The sequence below is a fragment of the Burkholderia sp. AU45274 genome (assembly GCF_030482505.1).
GTDB lineage: Bacteria > Pseudomonadota > Gammaproteobacteria > Burkholderiales > Burkholderiaceae > Burkholderia.
This window is the reverse complement of sequence record NZ_JAUJQE010000004.1, coordinates 58,512-75,444: the sequence shown is the minus strand read 5'-3', so window position 1 is coordinate 75,444 and position 16,933 is coordinate 58,512. Positions and strand designations below refer to the sequence as shown.

9 protein-coding genes are annotated in these 16,933 nt (G+C 68.8%); 5 read left to right on the top strand and 4 right to left on the bottom strand.

Annotated features, from left to right (window positions below):
* Positions 1 to 216: 216 nt before the first annotated feature.
* The 3 genes from QZM35_RS16135 to QZM35_RS16125 all read left to right on the top strand — a co-directional run bounded on the left by QZM35_RS16135 (position 217) and on the right by QZM35_RS16125 (position 11,548).
* Positions 217 to 8,823, top strand: a complete 8,607-nt coding sequence (locus QZM35_RS16135; protein ID WP_301776354.1) for an autotransporter-associated beta strand repeat-containing protein — start codon at positions 217 to 219, stop codon at positions 8,821 to 8,823.
* Between the two features lie 154 nt (positions 8,824 to 8,977).
* Positions 8,978 to 11,200, top strand: coding sequence for an amylo-alpha-1,6-glucosidase (locus QZM35_RS16130; protein ID WP_301776353.1), 2,223 nt, complete (start codon positions 8,978 to 8,980; stop codon positions 11,198 to 11,200).
* A 96-nt stretch (positions 11,201 to 11,296) separates the two neighbouring features.
* On the top strand, positions 11,297 to 11,548 hold the full coding sequence (locus QZM35_RS16125; protein ID WP_011354368.1) for a hypothetical protein: 252 nt from the start codon (positions 11,297 to 11,299) through the stop codon (positions 11,546 to 11,548).
* Between the two features lie 507 nt (positions 11,549 to 12,055).
* On the opposite strand, the gene penR is transcribed toward QZM35_RS16125, so the two are convergent.
* Positions 12,056 to 12,946 carry a beta-lactamase transcriptional regulator PenR gene (gene penR / locus QZM35_RS16120; RefSeq protein ID WP_089433036.1) on the bottom strand — a complete coding sequence of 297 codons (891 nt, stop codon included), beginning with the start codon at positions 12,944 to 12,946 and terminating at the stop codon, positions 12,056 to 12,058.
* A gap of 128 nt (positions 12,947 to 13,074) precedes the next feature.
* Between penR and blaPEN-bcc the strand changes: the two genes are divergently transcribed.
* Complete coding sequence (blaPEN-bcc, locus tag QZM35_RS16115) at positions 13,075 to 14,007, top strand: PEN family class A beta-lactamase, Bcc-type (protein WP_301776352.1); 933 nt, start codon at positions 13,075 to 13,077, stop codon at positions 14,005 to 14,007.
* Between the two features lie 479 nt (positions 14,008 to 14,486).
* Here the strand turns inward: blaPEN-bcc and QZM35_RS16110 are convergent, their stop codons facing one another.
* The 3 genes from QZM35_RS16110 to QZM35_RS16100 form a co-directional block, all read right to left on the bottom strand.
* The gene (locus QZM35_RS16110) at positions 14,487 to 14,687 is read right to left on the bottom strand and encodes a membrane protein (RefSeq protein ID WP_046548390.1); all 201 of its coding nucleotides are present in this window, start codon (positions 14,685 to 14,687) and stop codon (positions 14,487 to 14,489) included.
* Positions 14,688 to 15,257: 570 nt separating this feature from the next.
* Positions 15,258 to 15,626 (bottom strand): antibiotic biosynthesis monooxygenase, encoded by a 369-nt coding sequence (locus QZM35_RS16105; protein WP_089426977.1) that lies wholly within the window; start codon positions 15,624 to 15,626, stop codon positions 15,258 to 15,260.
* Positions 15,627 to 15,661: 35 nt separating this feature from the next.
* Positions 15,662 to 16,108 carry a MarR family winged helix-turn-helix transcriptional regulator gene (locus QZM35_RS16100; protein WP_301776351.1) on the bottom strand — a complete coding sequence of 149 codons (447 nt, stop codon included), beginning with the start codon at positions 16,106 to 16,108 and terminating at the stop codon, positions 15,662 to 15,664.
* Positions 16,109 to 16,284: 176 nt separating this feature from the next.
* Here QZM35_RS16100 and QZM35_RS16095 point away from each other — a divergent pair, with 176 nt between their 5' ends.
* The gene (locus tag QZM35_RS16095) at positions 16,285 to 16,791 is read left to right on the top strand and encodes a hypothetical protein (protein WP_301776350.1); all 507 of its coding nucleotides are present in this window, start codon (positions 16,285 to 16,287) and stop codon (positions 16,789 to 16,791) included.
* Positions 16,792 to 16,933: the final 142 nt, after the last annotated feature.

Here is a 16,933-nt window from a genome sequence, read left to right as displayed (position 1 = left end):
CAAATCAACCAGAAAATCGCTGCAGAAAAAACAGGGGCCACCGACATGTCATTCGACTAGTTTCACGCCTGCCTGCCAGGGCCAATTAAAGATTCGTCCATGAATTAGCCGGCGTCGCATCGCGACAGCCGGGGGTACGCTTTTGTCCGCGATTTTCTGCGGCCGGCTGTTCGATTTCACGGTAATGCCAATTCCAATAACATGACGAGGGAAAGCATGAATCTTGCGCGTTCGAAAAAATCCGGCGAACCGTTTCCGAAATTGCTGTTGCCGACGGGTGTTTTCCTGGCGCTGTCCGGCGCCGGTATCGTGCCCGCCTATGCGACCTGTAGCACCGCGGGCACGACGGTGACCTGCTCCGGGGTCGCCAACCCGCTGGCGCCGAACTATTCGAACAACGCGAACAACGTTCATGCCACCGTCAACGCCGGCGCGAGCGTTGGCGTGCTGCTCGGCGTCGGTGGCACCGCGATGTCGCTGACGGGCAACAACACCCAGCTGACCAACAACGGCACGATCGACCCGTCGGCGCTCGGCACCGGCCTCGGCGTGCTGTCGAGCGGCACGGTGATCGGCAACGCGGCGGCGAGCGCCGGCACCACCGTCGTCAACAACGGCACGATGAACGGCTCGACCGGCGTGGCGATCAGCGGCGTGACGGGCATGGCGCTGTCGGTCCAGAACGGCACGGGCGGCACGTCGACGATCAACAACACCGGCACGATCGGCTCGAACCCGCTGGTCGGCGCGACCCTCACCGGCGCGGATGCGCCCGTGGTCGCCGCGTACGGCGGCGCCACGGTCAACATGACGAACAGCGGGACGATCACCGGCCGCGTGTCGCTCGGTTCGAACGGCACGCCCGGGGCGGGCAATACGTTCGTCAACTCGGGCACGATCAACGGCAGCGTGTCGATGGGCGCGAACAGCACGAACGCGTTCACCGCCGTGACGGGCTCGTCGGTCAACACGGCGGGCGGCACCGGGGGCGCACTGAACATCACGGTCGGCCCGATCACGCTCGGTATCGCGGCGACGGGCACGGTCGACGGCGGCGCGGGCGGTGACAACACGCTCAAGCTGCAACAGGGGGCGAGCGCGAACGGCACGATCGCGGCCAACAACTACATCAACTTCAATCACGTCGATGTCCAGAGCGGCAACTGGACGATCAACGGCGCGTCGACCGCGCAGGACGCGACGCTCGCGGGCGGCGTGGCGATCATCAACAACAACGCGTCGCTCGGCACCGGCACCATCACGGCCACCGGCGGCGCGCTGCAGGCGGGTGCGGTCGGGCTCAACGTCAGCAACAACGTGAGCCTCGGCGCGGGCGGCCTGACGGTGCAGGGTTCGACCGGGCTCACGCTGTCGGGCACGGTATCGGGCGGCGGCGCGCTGACGAAGAACGACAGCGGCACGCTGACGCTGTCCGGCGCGAACAACTACACGGGCGGCACGAACCTGAACGCGGGCGGCCTCGTGGTCGGCAACAATGCGTCGCTCGGCACCGGTGCACTGAACGTCAACGGCTCGGCCACACTCGACTCGAGTACGAACGCGACGCTCAACAACACCGTCAATCTCGCTACGGGCACCGCGCTGACGGTCGGCGGCAGCAACAATCTCGGACTGGCCGGCAGCATCAACGGCAACGGCGGCCTCGTGAAGAACGGTGCGGCAACGCTGACGCTGACGGGCACGAACACCTACACCGGCGACACGACGATCAACAGCGGCACGCTCGCGCTGGGTGCCGGCGGCAGCCTCGCGGCATCCGGCACGGTGAACCTGAGCAGCGCGGGCGCGACGTTCGACCTGAGCAACGCGTCGGGCACGCAGACGGTCGGCGCGCTGGCGGGCGCGGCCGGCTCGGCCGTGAACCTCGGCGGCAATTCGCTGACGTTGAACGGCAGCGGCAATGCGACGTACGCGGGCACGATCGGCGGCACGGGCGGCGTGACGCTGTCGGGCACGGGCACGCAGACGTTGACCGGCGCCAACGTGTACACGGGCGGAACGAACCTGAACGGCGGCAACCTCTCCGTCGGCAGCAATACGGCGCTCGGCCTCGGCGCGGTGAACGTGAACGGCTCGTCGACGCTCGACGCGACCACCAACGTATCGCTCGCGAACGGTGTCAACATCGCCGCCGGCACGACGCTGACGCTTGCCGGCAGCACCAATCTGGGCCTGAGCGGCACGGTGTCGGGTGGCGGCGGTCTCGTGAAGAACGGCGCGGCGACGGTGACGCTGTCCGGCGCGAACAACTACGCCGGCGGCACGACCCTGAACGCAGGCGGCCTGGTGCTCGGCAACAATGCGGCGCTCGGCACGGGCGCGCTGACCGTCGGCGGCGCGGCGACGCTCGATACGAGCACGAACCTGTCGGTCAACAACGCCGTCAACCTCAACACCGGTTCGACGCTGACACTGGGCGGCAGCAATGCCCTCACGCTGAACGGCGGCATCGCCGGCGCGGGCGGGCTCGTGAAGGACGGCGCGGCGACCACGACGTTGACGGCCGCGAACACCTACACGGGCGGCACGACGATCAACGCGGGCACGCTGGCGATCAGCGGGGGCGGCAGCCTTGCGGCGACGGGCGCGGTGAACCTGGCCGGTGCGGGTGCGACGCTCGACGTGAGCGCCGCGACCGGTGCGCAGTCGATCGGTGCGCTGTCCGGTGTCGCCGGGACGAACGTCGCACTGGGCGGTAACGCGCTGACGCTGGGCGGAACCGCCAGCGGCACCTTCAGCGGTGCGATCGGCGGCACCGGCAGCCTGACGCTGGCCGGCACCGGCACGCAGACGCTGAACGGCGCGAGCACCTACTCGGGCGGCACGAACCTGAGCGGCGGCAGCAGCGTGGTACTCGGCAACAACAGCGCGCTCGGTACCGGCACGGTGAACGTCGCGGGCGCGGCGACGCTCGACACGAACACGAACGTGTCGGTCGCCAACGCGGTCAGTCTTGGCAACGGTTCGACGCTGACGCTGGGCGGCAGCAATGCGCTCGCGTTGAGCGGCGGCATTTCCGGCGCGGGCGGTCTCTTGAAGAACGGCCCGGCGACCACGACGCTGACGGGTGCGAACACCTACACGGGCGGCACGACGATCAACGCGGGCACGCTGGCGGTGGGCGCCGGCGGCAGCCTGGCGGCGACGGGCGCGGTGAACCTGGCAGGCGCGGGCGCGGCGCTCGACCTGGGCACGGCGACCAGCGCCCAGACGATCGGTGCGCTGTCGGGTGTCGCGGGGACGGCCGTCAACATGGGCGGCAACGGGCTGACGCTGGGCGGGACCGCCAGCGGCACCTTCAGCGGCGTGATCGGCGGCACCGGCAGCCTGACGCTGGCCGGTACCGGCACGCAGACCCTGACGGGCGCGAACGTCTATACGGGCGGCACGAACCTGAACAGCGGCGGCCTGGTGCTCGGCAACAACGGGGCGCTCGGCGGCGGCGCGCTGAACGTCGGCGGCGCGGCGACGCTCGACACGAGCGCGAGCCTGTCGGTCAACAACGCGGTCAATCTCGGCACCGGCGCGACGCTGACGCTCGGCGGCAGCAACGCGCTCACGTTGAACGGCGGCATCACCGGCGCGGGTGCCCTCGTGAAGAACGGCGCGGCGACGACGACGCTGACGAGCGCGGCCAACTACACGGGGGGCACGACGATCAACGCGGGCACGCTGGCGCTCGGTGCCGGCGGCAGCCTGGCGGCGACGGGTGCGGTGAACGTGGCCGGTGCGGGCGCGACGCTCGACCTGAGCGGCGCGACGGGCGCACAGACGATCGGCGCGCTGAGCGGCGTCGCCGGCTCGGCCGTGAGCCTCGGCGCGAACGGGCTGACGCTGAGCGGCACCGCCAGCGGCAATTTCGGCGGCACGATCGGAGGCACCGGCGGCCTGACCGTGGCCGGCACGGGCACGCAAACGCTGTCCGGCACGAACTCGTACACGGGCGGCACGACGATCAACGGCGGCAGCACGCTGGCGCTCGGCGCGGGCGGCAGTCTCGCGTCGACGGGTACGGTGAACCTCGCCGGCACGGGCGCGACGTTCAACCTGAGCGGCGCATCGGGCCCGCAGGCGATCGGCGCGCTGACCGGGGTGGCCGGCACGAACGTGAACCTCGGTGCGAATGCGCTGACGTTGAACGGCAGCACCAATGGCACGTTCGGCGGCGTGATCGGCGGCGCCGGTAGCGTGACGTTCGCGGGTACCGGCACGCAGACGCTGACGGGCGCCAATACGTACACGGGTGGCACGACGATCAACGGTGGCAGCACGCTGGCGCTGGGTGCGGGCGGCAGCCTCGCGTCGGGCGGCGCAGTGAATCTCGCCGGCGCGGGCGCGACGTTCAACCTGAGCGGCGCATCGGGCCCGCAGACGATCGGCGCGTTGAATGGCGCGGCCAGTACGAACGTGGATCTGGGCGCGAACGGGCTGACGCTGAGCGGCACCGCCAGCGGCACGTTCGGCGGCGTGATCGGCGGCACCGGCAGCGTGACGTTCGCGGGCACCGGCACGCAGACGCTGACGGGTGCGAACACCTATACGGGCGGCACGACCATCAACGGCGGCAGCACACTGGCGTTGGGCGCGGGCGGCAGCCTCGCATCGGGCAGTGCGGTGAATCTCGCCGGCACGGGTGCGACGTTCAACCTGAGCGGCGCATCAGGCCCGCAGGCGATCGGCACGCTGAGCGGTATCGACGGCACGAGCGTGAACCTGGGCGCGAATGCGCTGACGTTGAACGGCAGCACCAACGGCACGTTCGGCGGCGTGATCGGTGGCACCGGCAGCGTGACGTTCGCGGGTACCGGCACGCAGACGCTGACGGGTGCGAATACCTACACGGGCGGTACGACGATCAACGGTGGCAGCACGGTGGCGCTGGGTGCGGGCGGCAGCCTCGCGTCGGGCGGCGCGGTGAATCTCGCCGGCGCGGGCGCGACGTTCAACCTGAGCGGCGCATCGGGCACGCAGACGATCGGTGCGTTGAATGGCGCGGCCAATACGAACGTGGATCTGGGCGCGAACGGGTTGACGTTGAGCGGGACTGCCAGCGGCACGTTCGGTGGTGCGATCGGCGGCACCGGGGGGGTGACGTTCGCGGGCACCGGCACGCAGACGCTGACGGGGGCGAATACCTACACGGGCGGCACGACGATCGATGCCGGCAGCACGCTCGCGTTGGGCGCGGGCGGCAGCCTCGCGACGGGTAGCACGGTGAACCTGGCCGGCACGGGCGCGACGTTCAACCTGAGCGGCGCATCGGGCCCGCAGATACTCGGCACGCTGAGCGGCATCGGCGGCACGAGCGTGAACCTGGGCGCCAATGCGCTGACGTTGAACGGCAGCACCAACGGCACGTTCGGCGGCGTGATCGGCGGCACCGGCAGCGTGACGTTCGCGGGTACCGGTACGCAGACGCTGACGGGGGCGAACACGTACACGGGCGGCACGACCATCAACGGCGGCAGCACGCTGGCGCTCGGCGCGGGCGGCAGTCTCGCGTCGGGCAGCGCGGTGAATCTGGCCGGCACGGGCGCAACGCTCAACCTGAGCGGCGCATCGGGCACGCAGACGCTCGGCACGCTGTCCGGCGGCGCAGGCACGAACGTGAACCTCGGCGCGAATGGACTCACGCTGAACGGCAGCGGCAACAACACGTTCGGCGGCGCGATCGGCGGCACCGGCAGCGTGACGTTCGCGGGCGCCGGCACGCAGACGCTGACGGGCGCGAATACCTACACGGGCGGTACGACGATCAACGGTGGCAGCACGCTGGCATTGAGTGCGGGCGGCAGCCTCGCGTCGGGCAGCACGGTGAATCTGGCCGGCACAGGGGCGACGTTCGACGTGAGCGGCGCGACGGGTGCGCAGACACTCGGTGCGTTGAACGGCGCGGGCGGCACGAACGTGAACCTCGGCGGCAACGCACTGACGTTGAACGGAAGCGGCGGGACATTCGGCGGCGCGATCGGCGGCACCGGCAGCGTGACGTTCGCGGGCGCCGGCACACAGACGCTGACGGGGGCGAACACGTACACGGGCGGCACGACGATCAACGGTGGAAGCACGCTGGCGCTCGGCGCGGGCGGCAGCCTCGCGTCGGGTAGCGCAGTGAATCTGGCCGGCACGGGCGCAACGCTCAACCTGAGCGGCGCATCGGGCGCGCAGACGCTCGGCACGCTGTCCGGCGGCACCGGCACGAACGTGAACCTCGGCGCGAATGGGCTCACGCTGAACGGCAGCGGCAACAACACGTTCGGCGGCGCGATCGGCGGCACCGGCAGCGTGACGTTCGCGGGCGCCGGCACGCAAACGCTGACGGGCGCGAACACCTACACGGGCGGCACGACCATCAACGGCGGCAGCACGTTGGCGCTCGGTGCGGGCGGCAGCCTCGCGTCGGGCAGCACGGTGAATCTGGCCGGCACGGGGGCGACGTTCAACGTGAGCGGCGCGACGGGGGCACAGACGATTGGTGCGCTGAACGGCGGCGCCGGCACGAACGTGACCCTCGGCACGAATGCGCTCACGCTGAACGGCAGCGGCAACGGCACGTTCGGTGGCGCGATCGGCGGCGCGGGCGGCGTGACGTTCGCGGGCACCGGCACGCAGACGCTGACGGGCGCGAACACCTACACGGGTGGCACGACCATCAACGGCGGCAGCACGCTGGCACTTGGCGCGGGCGGCAGCCTTGCGTCGACGGGCGCGGTGAATCTCGCGGGCGCAGGGGCGACGTTCGACGCGAGCGGCGCGACAGGCGCGCAGACGATCGGTACGTTGAACGGCGCGGCCGGCGCGACCGTCAATCTCGGCGCCAATGCGCTGACGTTGAACGGCAGCGGCAACGGCACGTTCGGCGGGACGATCGGCGGCACGGGCGGCGTGACGATCGCCGGCACCGGCATCCAGACGCTGACGGGCGCGAACACGTACACGGGGGGCACCACCATCACGGCCGGCGGCGCGCTGCAACTCGGCAACGGCGGCACGTCGGGAAGCATCGCCGGCAATGTCGTCGACAACGGCGCGCTGATCGTCAACCAATCCGGCAACGTGACGATCGCAAGCGTGCTGTCCGGTGCGGGTTCGCTCACGCAGGCCGGCAGCGGGCAACTGACGCTGACGGGCACCAGCACGCTGAGCGGCCCGACCACGGTCAGCGCGGGCACGCTCGCCGTGAACGGTTCGCTCGGACAGTCGACCGTGACCGTGCAGAACGGTGCGACGGTCACGGGCACCGGCACGATCGGCGGCCTCGTGGTGCAGGGCGGCGCGACGGCGGCCGCGTCGCAGCCGGGCGCGGCGCTGAACGTGGGCGGCAACGTCACGTTCCAGCCGGGCTCGACGTTCCAGGTCGCGGCCTCGCCGCAGCAAAGCGGCAGTCTCGCGGCAAGCGGCACGGCGACGCTGAACGGCGGCACCGTGCAGGTGCTCGCGAACCAGAGCGGCTACCAGCCGAGCACGACCTATACGATCCTCTCCGCAGGGGCGGGCGTGCAGGGCACGTTCAGCCAGGTGAATGCGAACTACGCGTTCCTCGCGCCGACGCTCAGCTACGATCCGGATCACGTGTACCTGCGGCTGGTCTCGAACGGTACCGCGTTTCCCGATGTCGCGACGACGCCGAACCAGCGCTCGGTCGCGGGCGCGCTCGGCGGGCTCGGCGCCGGCAACCCGCTGTACGACGCCGTGGTGACGACCGATGCGACGACCGCACGCCGCGCCTACGGGATGCTCGACGGTGAACTGCAGGCGAGCCTGAAGAGCATGCTGCTGCTCGACAGCCGCTATGTGCGCGACGCGGTGACCGATCGTGTCCGCCAGGGCCTCGCGCCGGGATCGGGCCCGCTCGCGGCGCTGTCGTCGGGGGGCGCGGCCTTGTGCGGCGACAACACGGCCGGCGCGGTCGACCCGACGCTGCCGCCGGAACGCCGGATCGGCTCGCGCGACGGCTGCTACGGCGGCACGCCTTACCAGCCGGTCGTCTGGGGGCAGGCGTTCGGCGGCCGCAGCCGGCTCACCGGCGACGGCAACGCGTCGACGGTCAACCGCAGCATGACGGGCTTCATCGCCGGTGCCGACATGGCGCTCAACGACAAGTGGCGGGCGGGCCTGGCCGCGGGTGTCACGCACAGCTCGCTCGACAATGACCAGAGTTCGTCGGCGTCGGTGAACAGCTACTACCTGTCGCTGTACGGCGGCGCGCAGTACGGCGCGCTCGGTGTGCGCGGCGGCGCGTCGTACACGTGGTACCGGATCAACAGCGACCGTTCGCCGGGCTTCGCGGGCTTCTCCGATCACGATTCGGCCGGCTACGACGCGAATTCGGCGCAGGTGTTCGGCGAAGTCGGCTACGCGCTGCCGGTCGGGCCCGTGGCGATCGAACCGTTCGCGGGCCTCGCGTATGTGAACCTGCACACCGACGGCTATACGGAAACCGGTGGCGCGGCCGCGCTGCGCGCCGGCGGCGAGACGACGCACGTCGGCTTCTCGACCCTCGGCGTGCGCGCGGCGTCGCAGCTCGGCTCGATCGCGAGCGGCACGTTCACCGCACGCGGGACGGTCGGCTGGCGGCATGCGTTCGGCAACGTGACGCCGTCATCGGCGTTCACGTTCGCGAATGGCGGCACGTCGTTCCAGGTATCGGGCGTGCCGATTGCTCGCGACAGCGCCGTGCTCGAGGCCGGCATCGACGCGAACATCACGAAGCGCCTGACACTCGGCCTCACGTACAGCGGCCAGTACGGCAGCGGCGTGCGCGACAACGCGATACTCGGCAACATCCTGTGGAAGTTCTGAGCGGTTACTGATGTGCCTGAACGCGACGCCATGCGGTGACGGCAACGTCGCACGGTGTCGCGGCTTTTTCCTCGCTGCGCACGTTCCCGGTTCTGTCCTATCCTGTGCGAAACACGCGACGCGCCGCGCGTTGCGACCCGACACAGGAGCATCGATGCCGAATCACGCTGAAGCCACGACGACCCAGGCGCCGCAAGTCGCGCCTGTTGCCCCGATCGCACCGACGGGCCCCGCCTTCATCGCGCCTGAAGCCGATCCGCAGGCACTGGCGCGCAACAACCAGTACGTGCTGAAATCCGGCGACGCGTTCGTGGTCAGCGACGCGCTCGGCGACATCGGCGGTCACGACGACGGCCTGTTCGTTGACGACATGCGCGTGCTGTCGACGTGGCGCCTGACCTTCGGCGGTCGCGCGCCGTCGCTGCTGTCGGGCGCGACCAGCGCCGACAACGCGTCGTTCACCGCACACCTGACGAACCGTCCGCTGCCGCCGCTCGGCGGCCACGAAACGCCCGAAGGCGTGATCCACATCGAGCGGATGCGCGTGCTCGCGGGCGACGTGCTTTACGAAGCGCTGACGCTGACGAACTACGGCGCGAGCGAAGCCGAGGTGCCGCTGTCGCTGTCGTTCGCGGCCGATTTCAAGGACATGTTCGAGGTGCGCGGCACACAGCGCCCGAAGCGCGGCACCGTGGCGGCGCCGCGTGTGGACGCGGGCGCGGTGCGGCTGCGCTATGACGGCCTCGACAGCGTCGAGCGCAACGTGACCGTGCATTTCTCGCCGGCGCCCGATGCGCTGTCGGTCGATCGTGCCGACTACACGCTGACGATCGCCGCGCAGGCCTGCGTGTCGATCTACCTGACCGTCGACGCGACGCTCGGCCCCGCGCATGCGGAAGGGCCGGGGTGCGGCCGCGTCGCGCTGCGCACCGCGCTCGTCGGCGTGCACCGCGAGATGCGCGCGCGGCGCGAATCGATGGCGCGCGTGAACACCGGCAATCCGCTGTTCGACGCGTGGCTCGACCGCTCGCTCGCGGATCTCGGGCTGCTCACGACGCAGCTCGACACGGGGCCGTACCCGTACGCGGGCATTCCGTGGTTCTCGACGCCGTTCGGCCGCGACGCGGTGATCACGTCGCTGCAGATGTTGTGGCTGCAGCCGTCGCTCGCGCGCGGCGTGCTGCGCTTTCTGGCCGAGCACCAGGCGCGCGAGACGTCCGCATTCCGCGACGCGGAGCCCGGCAAGATCATGCACGAGTTCCGCCGCAGCGAGATGGCCGCGACCGGCGAGGTGCCGTTCGCGCTGTACTACGGTGGGGTCGATACGACGCCGCTGTTCATCGTGCTCGCGGGCGCATACGTCGAACGCACCGGCGACGATGCGCTGATCGACGAGCTGTGGCCCGCGCTCGAGCGCGCCGCGCAATGGGTGATCGACAAGTGCGACCGCAATCCTTACGGACTGCTCGATTACCAGCGCACGTCGGAGCGCGGCCTCGCGAACCAGGGCTGGAAGGACAGCCACGATTCGGTGTTCCACGCGGACGGCCGCTTCCCGGACGGGCCGATCGCGCTCGTTGAGGTGCAGGCGTATGCGTGCGCGGCGCTCGATGCGATGTCGATGTGCTCGCACCGGCGCGGCCACGCGGCCGATGCCACCCGCTATGCGTTGCGCGCGAAGACGCTGCGCGAGCAGGTCGACGCGCTGTTCTGGATGCCGGAAGGCAATTTCTACGGCATCGCGCTCGACGGTCATGGCGACCTGTGCCGCGTGTTCGCGTCGAACGCGGGCCACCTGCTCGCATTCGGTCTGCCCGACGCCGAGCGCGGCGCGGCGGTCGCCGGCGTGCTCGGCTCGGCGCTGTTCCAGACGGGTTGGGGCATCCGCACGCTCGCGGCCGGCCAGCCGCGCTTCAACCCGATGGCGTATCACAACGGCTCGGTGTGGCCGCACGACAATGCGCTGATCGCGCGCGGGCTGGCGCGCTACGGCGACAAGACCGCCGCGGTGAACCTGCTGCGTGCGCTGTTCGAGGCGGCAGTGAGCTTCGAGATGCGCCTGCCCGAACTGTTCTGCGGGTTCCCGCGCCGGCGCGGCGAACCGCCGACCGCGTATCCGGTGGCCTGCCTGCCGCAGGCGTGGGCGGCCGGTGCGCCGTTCATGATGCTGCAGGCCTGCCTCGGCGTGAGCATCGACGCATCGCGCCACGAGGTGCGCGTCGAGCGCCCGACGCTGCCGGAAGGCGTCGACTGGCTGCGGATCGACGCGTTGCGCGTCGGTGACGAAACCGTGTCGCTCACGTTCCGCCGCGTCGACGGCCAGGTCGTCGCGGCGGCGGAGCAGCCGGGCCGCGTGAAGGTGGTCGCGGTGCTGTAGCGCGGCGCGGCGCGAACGTTGCGCGATGTCGCGCCACGTTCGCGTGCAGCGGCATAGAATCGTGACATGACCCTTGAACGATGGCGGAGGTAGACGATGACGACCGACAACCGGCCCGACGACAGCGAGCACAAGCTCGAGAATCTGGAAGCGGCGGTCGACCACCTGCACAAGTCGATCGAATCGCAGAGCATCGCGGTCGGCGCGGCGAAGGGCATCCTGTTCAGCCTGATCGAAACGCTCGGTGCGCTGATCGGCGATCCCGACCTGCCCGAGCATGCCCGCTCGGGTTACGAGGCGCTGCGCGACAAGGCGAGCGAATTGCGCGGCGGGCTCGACCGGCATTGATGCCCGGATGGCCCCGGCCCCGGCCCCGGCGCCTGCCGCACGGGCCGCGCCGGGGCTGCCCGATTCTGTAGATGAAGCACAAAACCCCGTGCGCTCAAGGAGTTAGGTGGCCGGTACGCAGGATATCCACAAGCTTGCCAACACAATCTGTGGAGAACCGTCCGGCCCCGAGCCGGGTGCGGCGCGGGCCGTGCGAAAGCGCCGGCGCTGCCACAGGGTTGACCTCGCAAGATCCGTGGATTGAATCCCCTTTTGTATCAGGATGTTACGCGCCGCATGGGAAGGATATCCACAGGCTTGCCAACATATTCTGTGGACAACTCGCAATCGATTGCGTCGCGACAGTTGAGGATCGGGCCGTCGGGGGCCGGCTCGCGACGCCCGTGAACAGAGGCTGCCCGATGTCTGCGTCGGAACGCTAATTCGTGCGCGATCAAGGGCTTAGGTCCCGGGTACCCAGGATATCCACATCCTTGCCAACACTTTCTGTGGACAAGCCGGGCCGGGTCATTCGGCCTGCGCCGTCGCGGCCGCCTCGGCCACGATCCAGTCGCGAAAGAGCGTCATCGCCGGCGTGAGCGGTTTCGACTTCAGCGAAGTGAGCCAGTAGCCGCCGGCGCGCACGTCGATGTCGAGCGGCCGCACGAGCAGGCCGAGCTGCAGTTCGCGCGCGAACATGCACGCCGGCGCGAGCGCGACGCCCGCGCCCTGCATCGCAGCCTCGACCATCAGCCGCGACGAATCGAACACGGGCCCGTTGACCGCCCACGGCGCGAGCTGCGCGGCGTCGAACCAGCCATGCCATTCGTCGGTGCGGTACGACCGCAGCAGCGTTTCGTTCGCGAGATCGGCCGGTTGCGCGAGGCGCCGCGCGATGTCCGGCGCGCACAGCGCGGTGAGCGGCGCGTCGAGCAGACGCTCGTTGCGCGTGGCCGGCCAGTTGCCTTCCCCGAAGCGGATCGCGAAGTCGAGGCCCTCGGCGGCCAGGTCGACGACGTTGTTGTTGGTCCGCATCCGCAGCTCGACGAACGGATGCGTATCGCCGAACTGCTTCAAGCGCGGCATTAGCCAGCCTAGGGCAAAGGTGCCGACGACGCCGAGCGTCAGCACCTCGTGGAAGCGCCCGCCGTCGAACTGCTTGAGCACGGTCTCGATGCGGCTGAACGCGTCGCTGAGCACCGGCAGCAGCGCGCGCCCCTCGTCGGTGAGCCCGAGGCCACGCGGCAGTCGCGTGAACAGCGTGCAGCCGAGCCGCTCCTCCAGCGAGCGCACCTGCTGGCTGACCGCGGCCTGGGTCACGCTCAGCTCGAGGCCGGCGCGCGTGAAGTTCAGGTGGCGCGCCGACGATTCGAACGCGCGCAGCGCATTGAGCGGAAGATGAGGGCGGAGCTTAGTCATAAGAATTTCTTTTGTCAGCGCTCAATTATCTTTGCTTGTCAGGCAACCGTAAAGTCCCGATAGTGCTGTCTCGCCGGCCGGGCGCGTTCAACATCCTTTCGCTCACATTCCACCACGAGACAACCGACATGACCTATTCATCGAAACGTCGAACCCTGTTGCTGGCCGCTGCGACGGCGCCGCTTGCGTTGACCGTTGCCGCATGCGCGTCGCGGCAGGCCGCGGCGCCGGACGACGCAACGGCCGCGGCTGCGGCGGCGGCCGTGACACCCGCTGCCGCCGGGCAGATGCTGGCCGAGCTCGAACGCAGCGCCGGCGGCCGCCTTGGCGTGTGCGCGATCGACATCGCGACCGGCCGGCGCGTGGAACATCGTCAGAACGAGCGCTTCCCGTTCTGCAGCACGTTCAAGGCGATGCTGAGCGCGGCGGTGCTGGCGCAGAGCGTCGAACGACCGGCGTTGCTGCAACAGCGCGTGACGTACACCCAGGCCGACCTCGTCAACTATTCGCCGGTGTCGGGCAAGCATGTCGACGACGGCATGACCGTCGCCGCGCTGTGCGAGGCTACGATCCAGTACAGCGACAACTCGGCCGCGAACCTGCTGATGAAGCTGCTCGGCGGCCCGTCGGCGGTGACGGCCTATGCGCGCTCGATCGGCGACGACACGTTCCGGCTCGATCGATGGGAGACCGAACTGAATACCGCGCTGCCGGGCGACCTGCGCGACACGACGACGCCGGCCGCGATGGCCGCGAGCATGCGCGTGCTGATGGTCGGCGAGGCGTTGCCGGCCGCGCAGCGTGCGCAGCTCGTCGCGTGGATGCGCGGCAACAAGGTCGGCGACAAGCGGATCCGTGCGGGTGTGCCGGCCGGGTGGACGGTCGGCGACAAGACGGGCACCGGCGACTACGGGACGACCAACGACGCGGGTGTCGTGTGGTCGCCGTCGGGTGCGCCGATCGCGCTGGCCGTGTACTACACGCAGGCGCGTGCCGATGCGCGCGCGAAGGACGACGTGATCGCGTCGGTCGCACGCATCGTGGTCCGGGCATTCGGTTGAGGCGGGCGGCACGCCGTGCGTGACGCGATCCGCGTGCATGCCGTGCCGCAACCGTGACCCGCGTGATCAAACGTTGTGCGATCAACGACTTAGGTCACGCATGCTCAGGATATCCACATGCTTGCCAACAAAAAGTGTGGACAACCCCGCGCGCGGCCGCATCCGGCGTGGCGCGGGCCGCCGTGCCGCATTTGAGGCGGCGCGGACAAAGTCTTTCGGATCAAGCGCTTGGCCTTGGTATGCGCAGGCTATCCACACGCTTGCCAACACAATCTGTGGACAAGCCGGTCCGCACGCGCGGAAGGCGCCCGGTCACGTGGCGAATGGGCGTGCGAGCGGCACTTTTCCGGCCGCGTGCCGCATTTGAAGCGGCGCGGACAAAGTCTTTCGGATCAAGCGCTTGGTCGCGGTATGCGCAGGCTATCCACATGCTTGCCAACAAAATCTGTGGACAAGCCTGGCGGCCGCGCTGGCGACGATCAGGGCTGCCGATCGTCGACGGTGGGCCAGCGCGCGAACGCGAACACCCACAACATGATGAAGTTCAGGACCGGGACGAACATCGTCAGGATCCACCAGCCCGAATGCCCGGTGCGCCGAACGATGCGGACGTACGGATAGATGACGACGGCGACCAGCACGAGTGAGACGACCAGCTGCCACGCGGTGAAGTGTTCCATGGTCTTCCTCGGAGTGAGGTGTCGTGGTGCGGCGCCGGCGGAACGGCCGGCGCGTTGAGCCGTCGCGAGTAGCCGATGATGCGCGGCCGCGGCGGCTCGCGTGATCTTGACGCGTGGCGGGCGCGAGCGTCAAGGTGACGGTGAGGCGCTGCTGTCGCGCGGGATCGTGCGCTTGCGCGCAGGCCGGGGCCGTAGGGTGCCGCAACCGTGACGCCGTGCATGAAACGTCGTGCGATCAACGGGTTAGCGCAGGCTTGCGCAGGATATCCACAAGCTTGCCAACAAAATCTGTGGGTAAGTGGCGCCGCGCATGGCGGGCACGTGTGCGCCGACTGCGGCGCGCATCGTCGTGGCGTCGTGATGCGAAGTGCGGCGAAGCGGTGTAGGCGATGGCCGTCACCGGGCCTCGTCTGCATCACGCGTGCCAAAGTCCGTCGGATCAAGGGCTTAGCGTTGCGGTGCGCAGGATATCCACAAGCTTGCCAACATTTTCTGTGGAGAAGTCCGGGTGCGCGAGCGACGCGCGACACGCCCGCCAATGCCACGCGTTGCCCCGATTCCCGTGTGCACTCACGCGGTGCAGATACCGGCCACACCGACTTTCTGGAACAGGTGCGGGCTCGCGACGGCGGACGACGGATAGGCCGACAGCTTGGCGACGAACGCCGGATGCGTGAACGCCGCGCGAAACGCCGCGGTCGATTCCCAGATCGCGTAGTTCAGGTAAGTCGGACTGTCGCCCAGCGCGCGATGCAACTGGGTCGAGATGAATCCCGGCTGCCGCTTCATGAATTCGGCGTCGTCCTTCCACACGGCGAGAAAGTCCGCTTCGTCGGCGGCGGCCAGCGTGAACACGTTGACGAGGACGACCGGCTCCGCGTCGATGGCGATCTGTTGCTGGATCGGAAAGGCCGGATCCATCGGTTTGAAATGAGGCATGGGAACTCCTATGGGTGACCGGGGTGATTGAACGTTCACGTCGATGCATCGGCGCCATGTGCACGGGACATCGCCGACAGCACGCGGATCGCTGCATCCAGGTCAGCCGAACTGAAATCGCCGGCGATGTCGCGGACATGCTGTTGCCACTGCCCGACCACGGCCTGATAGGCCCCCTCGCCGCGTGGCGTCAGCGCGTACAAAGGGGAACGCTTGTGTGCCGGATTGGGTAGCGACTCAACCAGCCCTTCGTCGGTCAGCACGTTGATCTGCTTCAGCACCGCCTGCCGCGTGATGCCCATCGCGTCGGCGATCTGCGGGATGTTCGGGGCTTCCGGCGCCAGCGAGATGGCGCCCAGCACCTGCCAGCGCGCACTGGTCAGGCCGTGCGGCCCGGCAAAGGTGTTGCCCCATTCGATCAGCAGGCCGTTCAAGCGGAATACGGACAGCGCGACGGTGGTCAACTTCGCGGATTTCGTCATGTTCGATACGCAGGATGAATTGACAACTACTTTACGTATTAGACAACTAGTTGTCAATTTTGCGATTAAACGTCACGGAACGAGGCCGGGTAGATAAACTGGCGATGCGATCCGGCACCGGTAACATTTGCCGCGCCGGATCGCAGGCCAACAATAAGGAACCTGGAGAGAAATCAGTGAGAACGATCTGGAAATCGATCGCCGTGCCGTTGATGGCGGTGGTATGCGGCACGAGTGCGCATGCCTGTCAGCCGGCCTACCGTCACACCGAGTATTTCGGCGAGCGCGCCTACCTGAGCGAACAAATTCGCGACAAGGTGCTCGACGACATCCGTGCCAATCACTACACCGTCATCGAGCCGCAAATCGGCTTGCTGTTCTATCCGATCGTCAGAAAGGGCAACGCGATCTACCTCGGCAACCAGCCGATCGCGACGGAGAAGGACTCGTTCTGGTATCTCGGGCACGGCTATTACCAGTTGAACGGCCAGCTCTATTACATGGGCGAGCGAGTCGGTGCGAATCCGAGCGGAGGCACCGTCGTCGTTCATGTCGAGGATCGCACGCGCCCCAGGCCGGACGACTATCCGAAGGGGCGACTGTATTGCCGTGTCGAGCATCACGCCAGCATCCTCGAAACCTCGACCGGCCTGCGGATCGAGCGAATCGTCGACGACAACTGAGGCGGGTGCGTAGCTGACCCGGCGTGGCGCATTTGCCGCGCACGACCGGCAAACCCTTTCCGATCAATGGCTTGGTGTCGTTAATGGCAGGTTGTCCACAAGCTTGCCAACACAATCTGTGGAAAAGCCGTGCGTCGTGCGT